The 17,588-nt window shown below is 40.5% G+C and carries 11 protein-coding genes; all 11 read left to right on the forward strand.

The window, feature by feature from the left end; all coding sequences use genetic code 11:
* The first annotated feature begins 46 nt into the window (after nucleotides 1–46).
* A complete protein-coding gene (locus tag QWY93_RS15010; protein WP_290249202.1) occupies nucleotides 47–1,951 on the forward strand; it encodes a pectinesterase family protein in 1,905 nt (634 codons plus the stop codon).
* A gap of 445 nt (nucleotides 1,952–2,396) precedes the next feature.
* Nucleotides 2,397–5,684, forward strand: coding sequence for a SusC/RagA family TonB-linked outer membrane protein (locus QWY93_RS15015; RefSeq protein WP_290249204.1), 3,288 nt, complete (start codon nucleotides 2,397–2,399; stop codon nucleotides 5,682–5,684).
* A gap of 28 nt (nucleotides 5,685–5,712) precedes the next feature.
* Nucleotides 5,713–7,515, forward strand: a complete 1,803-nt coding sequence (locus QWY93_RS15020; RefSeq protein WP_290249205.1) for a RagB/SusD family nutrient uptake outer membrane protein — start codon at nucleotides 5,713–5,715, stop codon at nucleotides 7,513–7,515.
* A 33-nt stretch (nucleotides 7,516–7,548) separates the two neighbouring features.
* A complete protein-coding gene (locus QWY93_RS15025) occupies nucleotides 7,549–9,204 on the forward strand; it encodes a DUF4957 domain-containing protein (RefSeq protein ID WP_290249206.1) in 1,656 nt (551 codons plus the stop codon).
* An 88-nt stretch (nucleotides 9,205–9,292) separates the two neighbouring features.
* Nucleotides 9,293–10,774 (forward strand): pectate lyase family protein, encoded by a 1,482-nt coding sequence (locus QWY93_RS15030; protein ID WP_290249207.1) that lies wholly within the window; start codon nucleotides 9,293–9,295, stop codon nucleotides 10,772–10,774.
* A 47-nt stretch (nucleotides 10,775–10,821) separates the two neighbouring features.
* Entirely contained in the window at nucleotides 10,822–11,886 is a 1,065-nt protein-coding gene (locus QWY93_RS15035) for a pectinesterase family protein (protein WP_290249209.1), read from the forward strand.
* A 17-nt stretch (nucleotides 11,887–11,903) separates the two neighbouring features.
* Nucleotides 11,904–12,296, forward strand: a complete 393-nt coding sequence (locus QWY93_RS15040) for a VOC family protein (protein WP_290249211.1) — start codon at nucleotides 11,904–11,906, stop codon at nucleotides 12,294–12,296.
* 213 nt (nucleotides 12,297–12,509) lie between these two features.
* Nucleotides 12,510–13,931, forward strand: a complete 1,422-nt coding sequence (locus QWY93_RS15045; protein ID WP_290249212.1) for a glycoside hydrolase family 28 protein — start codon at nucleotides 12,510–12,512, stop codon at nucleotides 13,929–13,931.
* Nucleotides 13,928–15,280 carry a pectate lyase family protein gene (locus tag QWY93_RS15050; RefSeq protein ID WP_379945386.1) on the forward strand — a complete coding sequence of 451 codons (1,353 nt, stop codon included), beginning with the start codon at nucleotides 13,928–13,930 and terminating at the stop codon, nucleotides 15,278–15,280. Before QWY93_RS15045 ends, QWY93_RS15050 begins: the two co-directional genes overlap by 4 nt.
* Nucleotides 15,281–15,517: 237 nt before the next feature.
* Complete coding sequence (gene yiaK / locus QWY93_RS15055; protein WP_290249213.1) at nucleotides 15,518–16,531, forward strand: 3-dehydro-L-gulonate 2-dehydrogenase; 1,014 nt, start codon at nucleotides 15,518–15,520, stop codon at nucleotides 16,529–16,531.
* The gene (locus QWY93_RS15060) at nucleotides 16,528–17,526 is read left to right on the forward strand and encodes a Gfo/Idh/MocA family protein (RefSeq protein WP_290249214.1); all 999 of its coding nucleotides are present in this window, start codon (nucleotides 16,528–16,530) and stop codon (nucleotides 17,524–17,526) included. The genes yiaK and QWY93_RS15060 overlap by 4 nt, the downstream gene beginning before the upstream one ends.
* The last annotated feature ends 62 nt before the right edge of the window (nucleotides 17,527–17,588 follow it).

Genomic DNA, 17,588 nt, shown 5'->3' on the forward strand with positions numbered 1-17,588 from the left:
TCCATGTGTGACTTTTTGTAATTAGGCTAATCACAATATTGCATTTATGAAAATTATTAAAACCGGATTTACCTTATTTACTTTAATGATTTTGGCTGGAAGTGCTATAGCCCAGCATGTTCATTCCTATCCCCAGGATGGAAAAATCAAAGACCTCAAGGGAAAAGTTCAGCAGGATATTGTGGTGGCCAAAGATGGAAGTGGGGATTTTTTGTATATCCAAGATGCTTTGGAGGCAATTCGTGTTTACTTACCAAAGCCAATTACGGTATATATTAAAGAAGGGGTATATAAAGAAAAATTAGAAATACCTGGTACCATTACCAATGTGACATTTAAGGGAGATGGGCCGGAAAAAACCATCATTACTTTTGATGACCATACAGGTAAAAACTATATGGATACCTTTGATTCCCATACATTGATGGTCTGGGGAAACAGTTTGACTTTTAAAGATATGACCATTCAAAACACCGCCGGAAGTGAAGGACAGGCAGTGGCCTTGCATGCAGAAGGGGACAGGTTGGTTTTTGAAAATTGTCATTTCAAAGGTGATCAGGATACCATGTTTGCCTCCGGGGAAAATAGCCGACAATATTATAAAAACTGCTATATAGAAGGAACCACCGATTTTATTTTTGGATCCGCTACTGCCTTGTTTGAGAATTGTCAGATCCATTCAAAATCCAATTCCTATATCACCGCAGCTTCCACTCCAAACTGGGTGGAGCATGGATATGTGTTTAAGGATTGCAAATTAACTGCTGCAGAAGGAGTTGACCAGGTTTTCCTTGGTAGGCCGTGGAGAGATTATGCCCAAACTGTTTTTATCAATTGTGAAATGGGAGACCATATTGTCTCAGAAGGTTGGAATGATTGGGGAAGACCCCAAACGCACGAAACCACCTTTTATGCCGAATACCAAAGTCAGGGACCTGGTGCCAACGCTGCAGAAAGGGTGGAATGGTCCCATCAATTGACTGAAGAAGAAGCTAAAGACTATACCGTTCAAAAAATTTTTAAAGGTGAAACCAATCCGGTAAATGGTTATGGATTCCCATGGTATGGATATGAAAAAGATTCTTCCTTCAATCTGGAGAGTGCATACCAGCATAACAAAAAAGATTTTCCACATATCAAACCTGTTCATCCATCTTCTATTTCGATGAAAGGTATTGGAGAAAAGAGGGAGCTTGCCTATAAGGATTTAGGTTATAGGGAATTGAAAATAGATGTTTTTTACCCTACTTCCAAACCTAAAAAACCAAAACCTGGAATAGTCATGGTACATGGTGGTGGTTGGAGATCTGGAAATAAAATTATGCAGGTCCCTATGGCTAAAGCATTGGCGGGAGAAGGATATGTAACCGCCGCTGTGGAATATCGGCTTTCCCTTGAGGCACCTTATCCGGCAGGTGTGCAGGATGTAAAGGATGCTATTAAGTGGTTGAAAGCACATGCAGCTGAATTTAATTTAGACACCGCAAAGGTAGCTGTTTCCGGAAGTTCAGCAGGAGGTCAATTGGCAGCCTTGGTAGGTTTTACCAATGGAAAAGAAATGTATGAGTCCTCGAAGGAAGGGCCCAGTAGTGATGTTCAAGCTGTAATAGATATGGATGGCGTATTGGCTTTTCATCATCCTGAATCCGCTGAAGGTGAGGTAGCCTCCCAATGGTTGGGCGGTACCTATGAAGAAATTCCAGAAATTTGGGACGAGGCATCTGCTTTACATCAGGTAAGTCCCAATGCAGTTCCTATTTTATATATTAATAGTCAATATCCCCGTTTTCATGCTGGAAGGGATGATATGATTGATAAATTGGATGCCATGGGTATTTATTCAGAAGTTCACACATTTCCGGGAACCCCACATCCTTTTTGGTTATTTGAACCCTGGTTTAAGCCCACCGTAAAACAGGTAGACAAGTTTTTAGACAGGGTATTTAAGTAATTTACTTCAAAAAATATTTAGCCTAGTAAATGCCCTAATTATCAAAATGCAAACGTTTGGGGTAATCGATTGCGCAATTTCTAAATAAAATTTCTGATAATTATCATGTTTTCAGGATTTACAGAAATAATAATTGGTTAAAATTGGCTCACATTAAATTTAAATATGGTTTCATATAAAAATTATAAAATTTGTTTGCTTGAAATATTATAAATTTGTAATATGCAATCGATTGCGCAATGGCTATGGAAATTACGCAATAATATTTGTCAATCGATTTGTAGACCCTTAATTAAACTTAACATGAGATTCCCTCGAATTATGTCCCCCCCTAAGGGGCGAAGTAACTGTCACTTTTGTGTCGTGGCAGTAAATCAGCATAGTGGAAATTCTTTTACTGTGCAATTCCCATCTAAATTATTAACCTAACCCAATTAATATTGAAATGAAGTTTACCAGAAAACTATCGGGTAATTTCCGATTCTATTCAATGTTTTTGCTTCTCATGGTATGGACGACATTTGAGCTGAGGGCTCAAGGTCTTCAAATTACCGGGGAAGTAAGATCAGCTGAGGGTGAAACCGTTCCGGGTGTCACCGTATTGCTAAAAGGAACCAGTACTGGTACTAGTACTGATTTGGACGGAGCTTATAAGCTCACTGTTAATGATCCCAACGGGACTTTGATTTTTTCCTCCATAGGAATGGTCAAACAAGAGATTCCTATCCAAAACCGGTCTACCATCGATGTGACTATGGAAATGGATGTGGCTCAATTAGATTTGGTGGAAGTAGTCGATTATGGTTATGGTTCCGTTAAAAGAACCGATATGACTGGATCAGTTGCTTCCATTTCCGGAAAGGAATTGGCGAAAATCCCAGTTGCCAGTGCCGCTCAGGCCATTACAGGCCGACTTCCTGGTGTGAATGTATTGACCACTGATGGATCTCCAGATGCGGATGTTGTAATTCGTGTTAGGGGTGGGGGATCGGTTACCCAGGATAATTCTCCTCTTTATGTGGTGGATGGATTTATTGTGGGAAGTATCCGTGATATTCCACCTACAGATATTGAATCCATTACCGTGTTAAAGGATGCTGCAGCAACTGCAATCTATGGTGCCCAGGCATCCAATGGGGTAATTGTAGTAACTACCAAAACACCAGTTGCTGGAAAAACCTCAGTTTCTTATAACAATTTCTTCCAGTGGAAAAACCTACCTGATGACCGTAGGTATGAAGTGTTAGACCCTTATGAGTATGTTTTGGCTAACTATGAATATGCCAAACTTCGTTCAGAAGCTGATGTAAGAAGATTTGAAAGGTTCTTTGGCGTGTATGATGACTTGGAATTGTATAAACAAAAACCAGGCACAGACTGGCAAGAAGAATTGTTTGGTGACCCCAAACTTTCACAATATCATAACATTACCTTATCAGGGGGTACTGAAAACACCAAGTTAATGTTGAGTTTGACCAATAATACTGATGAAGGGTTGATGCTTAACTCAGGATACCAAAGAAATGTGATCAACTTTAAGTTGAATCAAACTATTTTTGATGGTCTTACCTTTGACGCAGGTGCAAGGATTACCAATACGGTGATTGATGGTGCGGGTACTTCTGGAAATGCGCAGATCAATATCAAGGATGCAGTTCAGACCCGTCCTGTTAACGGTATTGCTGATGAATTGGATATCGATTTGACCCAATTGAATTCTGAAGATGATTTTCAATCTTTCTTGTTGAGCTTGATCAGCCCTGTTGAATTGGCTGAGCAGGATTGGAGAAAGCGTACAGAAAATGATTATGTTTTCAATGCCGGCTTAACTTGGACCCCAATTGATAATTTGAATTTGAAATCCACCTTTAATGGTTCAAGAGATTTTAGGGAAAACCTTCGTTTTTATGGTCCGCTGACTGGGGAATCCTTTAATAATGGTGGCAGTATGCCATTGGGCCAAAAAAATGAAAGCACCACTTTTTCTTATAGATGGTTGAACAGTGCCAAATATGACTTTACCAATTTGGGTGATCATAAATTGGACCTTTTGGTAGGCCAGGAAATTTACAGAAGTGGTGGAAAGAGTGATTTTGTAAGGGCTGAGGATTTTAGGCTTTCTATTACTCCTGAAGAACTTTTTGCCAATATGACATTTGGTAGAACGGATCGACATGAAACAAGAGAAAATACGGATCAGACCCGCTTCTCTTTATTTGGGCGTGCCAACTATCAGTTTATGGAAAAATACCTGTTTACTGCAACGGTTCGTTCTGATGCTTCCAGTAAATTCTCCAAGGAAAACAGGGTAGGGATATTCCCTGCTGTTGCTTTGGGATGGAAAATTTCAGAAGAGGGTTTCTTGGAGGGTTCATCTGTAGTGGATGAATTGAAATTTAGAGCCAGTATCGGTGAAACCGGTAATGACCGAATTGAAGCTACAGCTACCCAGTTCTTGTTCCAAGGATCTACTAACCGTGGACCTGGTTTCAATAATGTGGATAATGTGTACTACACTCCAAGTAGTAATACCCTTTATAACCCTGACTTGGTTTGGGAAACTACCATTAACAGAAACTTAGGTTTGGACTTTACTTTGTTTAAAGCAAAGGTGGAAGGTAGTTTGGATTTTTATAAAAATACTACCCGTGATCTGTTGTTGCAATCTGCTATCCCTTCCAATACTGGATTTGATACCCAATGGGACAACATCGGTAGTACTTCCAATCAAGGGGTGGAATTGGGTATTAATGCCTTTATCATTGATAGACCAGACTTTTCTTTGTCCGTTAACTTCAATACCGGAGTCAATGTAGCCGAAATTGTAGAGCTTGATGGTACCGATGAAAGATTCTTCCGATCCAACTGGGCCAGCACCGACTTGAACAATATCAATGACTTCCACTTGGAGGTAGGCGGTAGAATAGGTAACATCTATGGCTATGTAACTGATGGATTTTATACCACAGACGATTTCCAAGGCTATGATGCCGGAGCAGGTGAATACATTTTAGCAGAAGGTGTTCCAAACTCCAGCTCCGTGGTGGGTAACACTAATATCAGACCTGGTTTCTTAAAATTAAAAGATTTGAATGAAGATGGTGTAATTGATGCACAGGACCGAAAAGTAATCGGTAATGCCCTTCCTAAAAACCAAGGTGGTTTGGGTATTAATGCCCGATGGAAAGGATTTGATGCTGCCATTTTCTTTAATTACCAATACGGAAATGATGTGTACAACACGGGTAAAATCCAATATAACCAATTTAGAAGGGTTACATTTGGTAACTTGTTGACTACCATGCATTCCGATAATCGATATACTTATTTAGATGTTGATGGTTCTTATACCGGAACTCCCGGTGAGATCGTAACTGATTTGGATCAATTGGCTGAATTGAATGCTGATAAAAACATTTGGTCTCATAACAGTCATGGTATAGCCGGTGCCGTGATTCATGATTGGGCTGTTGAAGACGGCTCATTTATCAGGCTGAACAACCTTACTGTAGGTTACAGCTTGCCAAGGGAGTTGATTTCCAGAATTGGCTTGTCTCAATTCAGAGTTTATGCCACTGGAAGCAACTTGCATATCTGGACAGATTATTCCGGATATGACCCAGAGGTGAGTACCTCCAGAAGCAGCAGTTACCAGGCCTTAACGCCAGGGGTGGATTATTCTTCTTTCCCACGAAGCAGGTCTTATACAGTAGGCTTGAACGTAACATTTTAATAAGTAAAAGAATATTAATGCTAGAGATATGAAATTGAGATATTTAATATTTGCAGCATCCCTCTTGTTGAGTTCATGTGATGACTTTCTGGAGCCGGAATCCCTTTCGACTTTCGATACCAATTATGTGTTCTCCAATGTAGATGATGCCAGAAAAGGAGTGAATGCGATTTATTCACACTTTGGACAAGATGCTTTCCGATCCAGGTTATCCAATAATATGACGGGTAACACAGACATAGAACGTCAGAGTGGTTGGACCAGTAATGGTGACCGGTACCAAATTTGGAACCTTGAAGCCCTTCCAAGTAACAGGGACCTTGAAATTGTTTGGACTTTTGCTTATCAGGCCATTCGTGATGCTAATATTGCCATTGAAGGCTTGATGGCCAGTGGAAAATTGGAATCCAATGATGTGGCTGAAGCCCGAACCATGAACCAATTATTGGGAGAAGCCTATACTTTGAGGGCTTATTGGTACAGCATGTTAACTTATTACTTTGGGGATGTGCCATATATCGTTGAGGCTCCTAAAGCTGGTATCGAATTTAACTTGCCAAAATCCGACAGGAATGAAATTCTTTCCCAGGAAATACAAAACTTGATCGATGTAGAGGAAAATATGCTTTGGGCAGATCAGGTACCTTATGGTATTGAGCAGGTAAACCGTGAATATACCTTGGGAATGATTGCCCGGTTATCTTTGCAAAGAGGTGGTTATTATTTAACTCCTGAATTGACCAAGCAAAGGGAACCTGATTACCTGGATTACTATCAAATTGCCAAGGATTATACCAAAAAGTTGATAGATCTTAAGGACAGGGAATTGCCTACTGATTTCAGACAGATATTCCTGAACCAGTGTAAATTTATTTCTCCTGCAAATTCTGATATTTTGTTTGAAGTTCCTTTTGCCATAGGTAATGGGGATGTGGGATGGAATATTGGTATTACAGTAGAAGGTGGAACCACTGCCAATCATGATTATGGCTCTGGTAACAATTATATGTCCATGCCACCTACGTATTATTTGTCCTTTGATACCGCAGATCTCAGAAGAGATGTGACTTGCGGGTTGTACAAAATAAATCAGGAGTTTGAACAGGAGTTTATCGAAGGAAATACCAATATTTCCCAAGGGAAATGGAGCCGTCACTTCCTGGATAACCCTCCAGGTGCATCCACTGCCAAAGGTACCGGTATCAACTGGCCTATGATGAGATATTCTGATGTGATTTTGATGTATGCCGAAGCTGAAAATGAATTGAACGGACCAACTGCCGAAGCTCAGGAGGCCCTGAAAAGAGTAAGAAGAAGGGCTTTTGATCCTGCCTTGTGGCCTTCAAGAGTGGATGGTTATGTGGCTGAGGTTGCAGGAAGCAAGGATACATTCTTTGAAGCTATTGTGGACGAAAGAGCCTGGGAATTTGGCGGAGAAATGATACGGAAATATGAATTGATCCGCTGGGGAATTTACTCTGAAAAGGTAGAAGAAACCGTTGAAGGATTGAAAGAATTAGCTGATGCTGCCTTTAATGGAACGACCAACCTTCCAGACTATATGTATTGGAAGCTGGATGAAAGCGGTAATTTCACTATTTTAAATCCAAACAGAAGGGTAGTCGCTCCACCAGATGATACATGGAACCAAGAACCATTCCTATTGGACTTGCACAGCGATGAATATGGATACGATCAATGGATCACCAGGGACTGGGCCAATTACATCAATGGACCTCAACCAGGTGTTGTTCGTTATATTTTCCCGATTCCGGCTTCTGCCGTTGCTTCTAGCCAGGGAACGCTGTCCAATGATGGCTATGGATTTTAAATATTGATGTAGCATGCTAAAAAAATGATTAAAATGAATAAAAATAAATTCAATATACCGATCAGCTTGGTCATCTTACTTTTAGGCATTGTAGCATTCAGTGCCTGTAAGGAAGATGAGGAGATGTTTGAAAGAACCAGGCTATTCAGGCCTGTACTGAATGAGGCTTTGTATTCTGAAGCCAATACCATTATTGTCAATATGGGCAATTTGAAAGAAGCGGTTTCTTATACCCTTGAGGTAAGCCGGGACACCTTTAAAACGGTGGAATACGTAATCGAAACAGACACCAGTTATGTTGAGATTGATGAAGAGCTGGTAGGAGAAGAGTTGTTTTGGAATGCTCTATACCAGGTAAGGGCAACTGCCCATGCTGATATGGATGAATATGATAGTAAGGTTTCTGATTTGGGAAATGTAAGGACCCAACGGTTTCCTACTATCCTGAATATTCCTGAAAGTTATGATGTCATTGATGTTGCTGCCAGGGTAAGTTGGACTTCTGCCGGTGCTCCTGTTACCAGTATTCAATTGTATGGTCCCGAGGATCTTAGGTTGCAAAACCCTCTTTTGGACGAACCAAGACCTATTACCGAGGAAGAACGTGAAAATGAAGAGTTAATAGTTGAAGGTTTAGAACCCTCAACAAGTTACCAGATTGCCATGTACAGTGAAGATCAATTAAGAGGTTGGGTAAATTATACTACCCTTGAGCCGGATATTGATCCAAATGCTGCAGGAGTAATAGATATCCGTAACAATGAAAGCCCGAGTGCTGTATCTGATGCGGTAGCAGCTGCCCCTGACGGAGCAATTATCTTAGTGAAAAGAGGGGTGACCTATGATTTCCCTAATGATAATTTGAACAAATCAATTACCATTAGAGCTGCTTATGGTTTTGGAGAACAAAAAGCCAAGCTTTTCACCACAGGAAACTGGGACATTGATGATGGCTCTGATATAGACCATATTAGATTCATTGACCTTGAATTAAGAGGTGAAGATTATGGTGGGGATTATGTATTCAATCCTAACCGTGAAAATGTTCACGTTGGAGAATTGAGCTTTGATAAGTGCGAAATCGGTACTTTCAGGGGAATCCTAAGGGTAAGAACCTCTACAGTAGTTGATAATTACATCATCAAAAACTCTGTAGTGGATAGTATTGGTGGATATGGGTTGTTTACCGTTGATACCGAAGCAACAGCTCAAATCAAAAATATCCGCTTTGAAAATTCCACATTCAACAAAATTCAATGGGGTGTCACTTCCAGAAGTCAGTCCGAATCTTTTGTAATCGAAAGCTGTACTTTCGCCAACTTTGTTCGGCCTGGTGGCGGTTTCTTCCGCTACAGAGGAGGAGATGGTAATAATAATGTAACCAATGGAATTGTTATCCACAACAGTATCTTTGGTCATGCCTGGGATGAAAGTGAATCTGGAAGTTATGGATATTATCCCGTTTATGATGGTCTTGAAAATACCAATTTCGATATAGTCAATGTGTATTCTACAAACGATTATACTCCTAATAGCGGTTATGAAATACCAGGGTTGCCAATTGGAAACTATACTGGTGCTCAGGAGGACCTGTGGGTAGATCCAGCCAATAACGATTTCAACTTCTCGGATAGAAACTTTGCGGGTAGATTTGATACAGGAGATCCACGTTGGAGAATCGTATTATAATCTAGGCATATCTTGTGAATTTTCTTTAATCCAATAAATAAGGTGTGGTCATATTATGGCCACACCTTTTTAATAAAACCCAATTAATATGAAACCCAATATTTTGAAATTTATCTTTCTCTTGTGTCTGTTTGGGACATTTAACTTTTTGGGATGCAGTTCCACGGATCCTGATCCTGTCGATGATAATGATGATGAGGAAGAACCTTATGATGGCCCCTTGTATGCTTTTCCTGGTGCAGAAGGTTTTGGCCAATTTGCCTCTGGAGGTAGAGGAGGAAAAGTTTATTATGTCACCAAATTGACGGATGACGGCAGCCAAGGGACCCTTAGATATGGGGTGGAAAAATTTGGGGCCAGGACCATCGTCTTCAATGTGGGGGGAACCATTGAGCTCCAATCAAAATTAAATATTTCCAATGGAGATTTGACCATAGCAGGTCAAAGTGCTCCCGGGGGAGGGATTACCCTCAGAAATTATCCTGTAACCGTTGATGCAGACAATATTATTATCCGCTATTTACGATTTAGAATGGGAGATACTGCCCAACAGGAAGGTGATGCTCTGGGTGGTAGGTTTCATAAGAATATTATTGTTGACCATTGTTCAATGAGCTGGTCTACAGATGAATGTGTTTCTTTTTATGCCAATGAAAATTTTACCCTCCAATGGTGTATTATTGCTGAAAGCCTTAGAAACTCCGTCCATGACAAGGGAGCCCATGGTTATGGTGGTATCTGGGGAGGGAAATACGCATCCTTCCATCACAATCTTTTGGCACATCATGATAGCCGGAACCCCAGGTTAGGAGAGGAAGCTGGAAAAGCTTTTGCTTTGACGGATCTTGTGGATCTTAGAAATAATGTCATTTACAATTGGGGAAATAACAGTGCTTATGGTGGAGAGGCCATGAATGTCAATATTGTCAATTGTTACTATAAGCCAGGACCAGCCAGCCCAAGCGGAAGTAAACGAAACCGAATTATGTCCATAGATAAAAATAAAAATGAAGGCACGGAAGTGTATGATATTTGGGGCAAATTTTTTATTGATGGAAATACAGTGGATGGAAGTGCACAAACTTCTGAGGATAATTGGACTTATGGCGTGTTTAATCAATTCCACCACAGTTATGGTGAAGTAAGCCAGGAAGAAAAAGACGCCATCAAACAGGAAGAGCCACATGATATTGAAGATAATGTCTCCACCCATACTGCAGAAAAGGCCTATGATTTGGTATTGGCCTATGCCGGGGCTTCATTAAAAAGAGATGCTATTGATGAAAGAATATTAAATAATGTAATGAATGGTAATTATTCCCACGAAGGATCTAATGGCAGCACCAATGGGATCATCGATACGCAAAGTGATGTAGGTGGCTGGCCAGAATTGGATTCCGGAGAACCGGTTACCGATACTGATAAAGACGGTATTCCAGATACCTGGGAAGATAACAATGACCTTGACCCCAACAATGCTGATGATGCTTCAAAAGTGAAATCAGGCAGTCATTATACTTATTTGGAAGTTTATTTAAATAGTTTGATCAAGGACTTTCCACTTGAATAAAATATTAATTGCCATTAATAAATAAACCCTTAATTCAATATTCTGAAATGAAAAAAATAATTTTGTGGGTAATCAGTAGTTTTCTGATTACCGGTTTGCTGTTTGCCTGTAATAGTGAGGAGGATACCACTCCTCAGCAGGAAGATGAGGATAATGAGCCCATTGAATTCAAATATGTAGTGGATATTAATGGCTCTGGAGATTTTACTTCCGTACAGGAAGCTATAGATGCTGCACCGGATCATTTATTTGTACCCACCTATGTCTTGATCAAAAATGGGACTTACAAGGAGGAAATCACTGTTCCCAAAGGAAAAGATAATTTGGTATTAGTGGGGGAAAGCGTGGAAAACGTGATTCTCACTTATGACAATGCAGCTGAAAAAGTAGACCCTGAGACCAACCAAACCTATGGCACTAGTGGCTCCTCAAGTACCTTTATCCATGGTAAAGGCTTTGTTGCCCTTAATATCACCTTTGAAAACAGTGCAGGCAGAGATTATGGCCCTGCATTGGCCATATATGTCAACAGTGATCAATCTGTATTTTACAATTGCCGTTTTTTGGGTAGACAGGATACCTTTTATGGTAACAGGAAAAGGATGTACCTGAAGAACTGTTATATTGAGGGAACTGTGGACTTTATTTTCGGTCCTGCGACTGCCGTTTTTGAAGATTGTGAAATTCATGGATATGGAGGCACCTCCATAACAGCTGCCTCCACCGAACCTTATGTTAATTTTGGCTTTGTTTTCCGCAATTGTAAATTAACCGCTGAAAGTGGAGTAAAAACTGATCTGGGAAGACCATGGCGGCCATATGCTGCAGTAGCTTACCTAGAAACGGAGATGGCCGATTTTGTTAAACCAGAAGGCTGGAACAACTGGGGTAATGCTGATAATGAAGCAACAGCCCGGTTTGCTGAATATAAAAATACTGGGCCTGGATCCAACCTAAGCCAAAGGGTGGAATGGATGAATGTGCTTTCAGATGCTGAGGCTGAGAAATATGAAACCTTAAATGTATTCAAGACGACTTACGCAGAAAATAGTGTAGAGGATAATTGGGATCCCTATGAGGTATTGGATCAAGTATCGGAATTGATAGAATAACCAAAATATTAAAAAATATGAAGTTTGAACATTTTGCCATTAATGTAAAACAGCCCAACGAAATGTGTGATTGGTATGAAAAGCATTTGGGATTAAAGGTAGTTAAGAAAATGGACCATTCTCCTTATATGACTTTTTTGGCTGATGAAAGTGGAACCATTATGTTGGAGATTTACAATAATTCAAAAGCTCCAATATTGGACTTTGAATTGCAGCATCCCTTGGTGGTACATTTGGCATTTGTTTCAGACGATCCTTCCAGGGACAAGGAAAAGCTTTTGGCAGCTGGAGCTGAAGAGGTAAGTGATGATTTACTTGAGGATGGTTCTCATTTGGTCATGTTGAAAGACCCATGGGGGTTGGCCATTCAGCTTTGCAAAAGAGCTAATCCTATGTTAAAACCCTGGTAAATTCTAGCTCTAAAATAAAAAAAAGGGTGGTTTTCTAATTCTTTATCTTAAAATAAATGTCAGAAAACCATCCCTTTCTAACCCTTAATTTTTTCTCTTTTCCAAGTGGTTAAGGAAAATCCTTCCCTTACTTTTATAACGGCAACAAAAAGGGAATTCATTCCATTTGTACCAATTAGGATAATATTCACTGAAGATTAATATTCAACGATCATGATGAAAAGCATTAAAAATAATCAATTTTATCTTGGGCTCCTTTTAGTTATTTTGGTTTGGGGATGCTCCGGTTCAAAAAATGAAAAAACCAAAGATCCATGGGATGAACTCCCTGGAATCCTTGAACAAATAAAAGCACCAGAATTTCAGGATAAGACATTTTCAATAACAGATTTTGGTGCCGTAGCTGATGGGGAAACCGATGCCAGTGAAGCCATCCAAAAAGCAATTGAGGCCTGCTCCATGGCCGGTGGTGGAAAAGTAGTTGTTCCCTCCGGAGAATTTGCCACTGGGCCTATTCACCTAAAAAGCAATATCAATCTGCATTTGGAGGAAGGGGCAAGGCTACTATTTAGCACGGATCCCAAAGATTATCTTCCTATGGTTTATACCCGCTGGGAAGGAGTGGAACTGATGAATTATTCCCCTTTGATATACGCGTTTGAGGCGGAAAATATTGCTGTCACAGGAGAAGGTGTACTGGATGGCCAAGCCAATGCAACCAATTGGTGGCCTTGGAAAGGCAAAAGCCAATATGGTTGGGAAGAAGGGATGCCGATGCAGGAAGATGTTGACAAAAGACCTGCGTTGTTTGAAATGGCTGAAAATGGAGTGCCTGTAGAAGAAAGGAAATTTGGAGAGGGCTATTACCTAAGGCCTCAATTTGTTCAACCATACCGTTGTAAAAATGTACTTATTAAAGGGGTAACTATTGTCAATTCCCCGATGTGGATATTGAACCCGGTATTATGTGAGAATGTAACTATCGAAGGAGTTACAGTAGAGAGCCATGGTCCAAATTCTGATGGTTGTGATCCTGAATCCTGCAAAAACGTATTGATCAAAGATTGCTTTTTCAATACCGGTGATGATTGTATTGCCATCAAATCTGGAAGGAACGCAGATGGAAGGCGAATTGACGTTCCCAGTGAAAATATCATCATCCAAAACTGTAAAATGGCTGATGGCCATGGAGGAGTGGTAATAGGAAGTGAAATATCCGGAGGGGTCAAAAATGTTTTTGCGGAAAATTGCGAAATGAACAGTCCACATCTTGACAGGGCATTAAGAATAAAAACCAGTTCCATGCGTGGTGGTGTGATCGAAAATATTTATTTAAAAAATATTCAGGTTGGACAAGTGGCCCAGCAGGTTGTGCGGGTCAACATGTTCTATGAAGATTCAGGTGCCTATGTGCCTACGGTAAGGAATATTCAGGTGGAAAATATGGACGTAAAAAATGGGGGTGAGGTTGGCATTTTGCTGGAAGGTTATGAAAATAGCCCGGTTGAAAATTTGTTGCTCAAAAATGTCAAAATTGAGGAAGTAAAGGAAAATTACAGTTTTTCCAATGTTAAAAACATTCAATTTGAAAATGTTGAAATTAATGGTTCGAAAATTGACCTTGAGCAACCATGAAAAAACGCTATAAAATATTAATTCTAAGTACAATCCTGGGTTTTTCAAATTTGAATGCAGATGCCCAGCAAATGGGTACTTCTAATTCAGGAGAAGATAAAGCATTGGCTTTTCCCGGAGCAGACGGCTTTGGTAAATTCACCACAGGAGGCCGGGGAGGTAAAGTTTATGTGGTGACTAATTTAAATGATGAAGGGCCGGGTAGTTTAAGAGAAGCTGTCCGTAAAAAAGAACCCAGAATCATTGTATTTGGGGTTTCCGGAAATATTATATTGAAATCCCCATTGGATATCAACCATGGTGATCTTACAATCGCAGGCCAAAGTGCTCCCGGCGGAGGCATTACGCTTCAAAACTATCCTATGAAAATCAAGGGAGACAATATAATTGTCCGGTATATCCGGAGTAGACTTGGGGATTTGGAAAAGGTGCAGGATGATGCCATGTCCTGCATTCGCAATAAAAATATCATTATTGACCATTGTTCCCTCAGCTGGGCAACTGACGAATGTGGAAGTTTTTATGACAACGAAAATTTTACCCTTCAATGGTCTATTATTTCTGAAAGTTTGAATGCTTCCGTTCATGAAAAAGGAGCACATGGCTATGGGGGAATTTGGGGAGGCAAAAAGGCTTCCTTTCACCATAATCTGTTGGCAAGCCATACAAGCAGGCTGCCCAGATTTAATGGAGCAAGGTACCATAAGCAACCTGAAACTGAAATAGTTGATTTTAGAAACAATGTGGTTTACAATTGGAAAAACAACAGTTCTTATGGTGGGGAAGAGGGAAAACACAATATGGTTGCGAATTATTATAAGCCGGGTCCTTCTACCGAAGATAAAGACAGATTGATTGAACCCTATGATCCCTTCGGTAAGTTTTTCTTAATGGGGAATATCATGGAAGGAAATGAAGAGGTGACCCAGGATAATACCAAAGGCATGGAAGGTGTGGACGATAAAAAGAAAGTGTTGGTTTCAGAACCTTTCCCATTTATAATCAGCCATACTGAAGAAGCTAATATGGCTTTTGAAAAGGTTTTGGCCAGTGCTGGAGCGAGTTTTGTCAGGGATTTGGTGGATGAACGTCTTATTGGGGAAGTGAATGCTGGAAAAAGTTATTTCGGAAAAAATAAAAACGGCATCATCGATAGTCAATCCGATGTAGGTGGTTGGCCTCAGTTGGAAAAAGGAAAGGCCCCTAAGGATACCGATTTAGACGGTATGCCAGACAAATGGGAAAAAAAGCAAAATTTGAATCCAAATGATCCAGACGATTCCTCAAGATATGATTTGGAAAAACAATACACCAATGTTGAAGTGTATTTAAATGGTTTGTTGGATTAGCCTTTGTAGGGCATAGCCAAAAACCCATATAAAATTAGACGGGGTTTGAAAAGACTTCATTTCTCTTCCCCGGATAGCTCTTAATAGTGGGGCTATCTGGGGAATTTTTCTTTAAAAACGCCAAAAAAAGGGATAGTAAATCGCAAATAGCGGTTCCTTTTATCCTTCTAACAATATGCCCTGCCTAAAGTTGGTCAAACATTAGATTTTTGCCTTTTGGATTTTTAATTTGCATCTATGACAGATATTAGAATTCCTTTTTCAGAAATTAAAGACATCCTGAAAAAAGTCCTTACCCGATACGATTTTGATCCGGAAAGGGCCGGCCTTGGTGCCCAACTCTTTGCCCAAGCCAACCTGGATGGAGTACCTTCCCATGGAGTTAACCGGTTTTTAAGTTTTTTGACCTTTATTCAAAAAGGGTATGTGTTTCCTGAAAATCTGCCTGAGCTTCTGGGCAATTTTGGTGCTTTAGAACGATGGGATGGTCAATTGGGCCCTGGAAACCTTAACGCCCATCAATGTATGGAACGTGCCATTTATTTGGCCAAAACCCATGGAATAGGTTGTGTGGCATTGCAAAATACCAATCACTGGATGCGGGCCGGTAATTACGGTTGGCAAGCAGTGGAGGCCGGGTGCATTGGGGTTTGTTTTACCAATACCAAACCCAATATGCCTGCTTGGGGAGGAAAAGAACCCAAATTGGGTAATAATCCCATTGTAATTGCTATTCCCCGGGAAAAAGGCCCGGTGGTTTTGGATATGGCAGTTTCCCAATATTCCTATGGGAAAATGGATATTTTTAGAAGGGAAGGAAAAGAAATGCCCTATGATGCGGGATTTGACAATGAAGGGAAATTGTCCAGGTCTCCTTCAGAAATTATCAGGGAAGAACTTGCTCTGCCCATTGGCCTTTGGAAAGGGGCAGGTTTGGCATTGATGCTGGATTTATTAGCCACTTTATTGTCAGGAGGCCATGGGACTTGGCAGATTGGCAATAATGGAGCGGAATTTGGTGTTTCCCAAGTATTTTTGGTATTCGATCCTGAAAAATTGGGTATGGAAGATTGGATGGAGGAAAAATCCGATGAAATTATTGATGATTTGGTGCAGTCCAAAGCATTCCGGGATTATGAGAGCGTCCGTTATCCTGGAGAAAATACCCTGAAAATCCGCAAGGAAAATATGGAGAAAGGGGTTCCGGTAAATGAGGAAAAATGGAATGAAATTTTAAAGTTATTGCCATGAAAAAAATTAAGGAGGATGAAGTCCGCTGGGGAGTGATAGGAGTTGGTGATGTATGTGAGGTGAAAAGTGCGCCAGCAATGGATTTGGTCCCTAACAGTAAGTTGGTGGCGGTGATGCGCAGAAATGAGGAAATGGTCAAAGATTACGCCCGGAGGCATCAGGTGCCCAAATGGTACACTAAAACAGAAGAGTTGATTAATGATCCTGAAGTCAATGCCGTTTATATTGCAACTCCTCCCTATGCGCATAAGGATTTGGCGCTGATGGTTGCTGCGGCCGGAAAGCCGGTATATGTGGAAAAACCCATGGCCAAAACCTATCAAGAATGTCAGGAAATGATCAAAGCCTGTGAGCAAGCCGGAGTTCCTCTATATGTTGCTTATTACCGGAGAACGCTGCCACATTTTGTTAAGGTTAAAGAATTGATTGAAAAAGGGGTAATTGGTGAAATCCGGTATGTCAACATTCAAATGAATCAAGCTAAGACTCCCGAAGTGGTAAGCCAGGTGAAAGATAATTGGCGTGTCAGTCCCGATATTGCAGGAGGAGGTTATTTTTATGATCTTGCTTCCCATCAATTGGATTTTTTGGATTTTGCATTAGGGCCGATCAAAAAAGCCCATGGAATAAAAGCCAATCAAGCCGGCCTTTATCCTGCTGAAGATATTGTCACTGCATCTTGGGAATTTGGAGCAGGGGCTTTGGGCTCAGGGAGCTGGTGCTTTACAATTGATGAAATTTCTACCAAAGATTGCACCACTATTTTTGGAAGTAAAGGACAGATCAGTTTCGAAACTTTTGGAGATGGAAAGTTGGTGTTGGAGACCGAGGATGAGGGAAGACAAGTGCTAGAATTTGATTTACCTAAGCATATACAACATAAACTAATTCAGGCGGTTGTAGATGATATTTTGGGTAAAGGTTTAAGTCCTTCTACAGGAGTTTCAGCCGCAAGGACCAATTGGGTGATGGAGGAAATTTTTGCTAAGCGGTAAATTATGTTAGGGCTTTAATTGTCTTTTGTTTTTTTAGCCCGATCATTTTATAGGTAAAAATA

It is taken from the genome of Echinicola jeungdonensis, from assembly GCF_030409905.1.
Classification (GTDB): domain Bacteria; phylum Bacteroidota; class Bacteroidia; order Cytophagales; family Cyclobacteriaceae; genus Echinicola; species Echinicola jeungdonensis.

Excerpts from the sequence above, each read along its gene's own strand:
- QWY93_RS15035 (WP_290249209.1), top strand. The coding sequence starts at position 10,822 with ATGAAAAAAATAATTTTGTGGGTAATCAGTAGTTTTCTGATTACCGGT.
- QWY93_RS15020 (WP_290249205.1), top strand. The coding sequence starts at position 5,713 with ATGAAATTGAGATATTTAATATTTGCAGCATCCCTCTTGTTGAGTTCA.
- QWY93_RS15045 (WP_290249212.1), top strand. The coding sequence starts at position 12,510 with ATGATGAAAAGCATTAAAAATAATCAATTTTATCTTGGGCTCCTTTTA.
- QWY93_RS15060 (WP_290249214.1), top strand. The coding sequence starts at position 16,528 with ATGAAAAAAATTAAGGAGGATGAAGTCCGCTGGGGAGTGATAGGAGTT.
- yiaK (WP_290249213.1), top strand. The coding sequence starts at position 15,518 with ATGACAGATATTAGAATTCCTTTTTCAGAAATTAAAGACATCCTGAAA.
- QWY93_RS15010 (WP_290249202.1), top strand. The coding sequence starts at position 47 with ATGAAAATTATTAAAACCGGATTTACCTTATTTACTTTAATGATTTTG.
- QWY93_RS15015 (WP_290249204.1), top strand. The coding sequence starts at position 2,397 with ATGAAGTTTACCAGAAAACTATCGGGTAATTTCCGATTCTATTCAATG.
- QWY93_RS15040 (WP_290249211.1), top strand. The coding sequence starts at position 11,904 with ATGAAGTTTGAACATTTTGCCATTAATGTAAAACAGCCCAACGAAATG.
- QWY93_RS15025 (WP_290249206.1), top strand. The coding sequence starts at position 7,549 with ATGAATAAAAATAAATTCAATATACCGATCAGCTTGGTCATCTTACTT.
- QWY93_RS15050 (WP_379945386.1), top strand. The coding sequence starts at position 13,928 with ATGAAAAAACGCTATAAAATATTAATTCTAAGTACAATCCTGGGTTTT.
- QWY93_RS15030 (WP_290249207.1), top strand. The coding sequence starts at position 9,293 with ATGAAACCCAATATTTTGAAATTTATCTTTCTCTTGTGTCTGTTTGGG.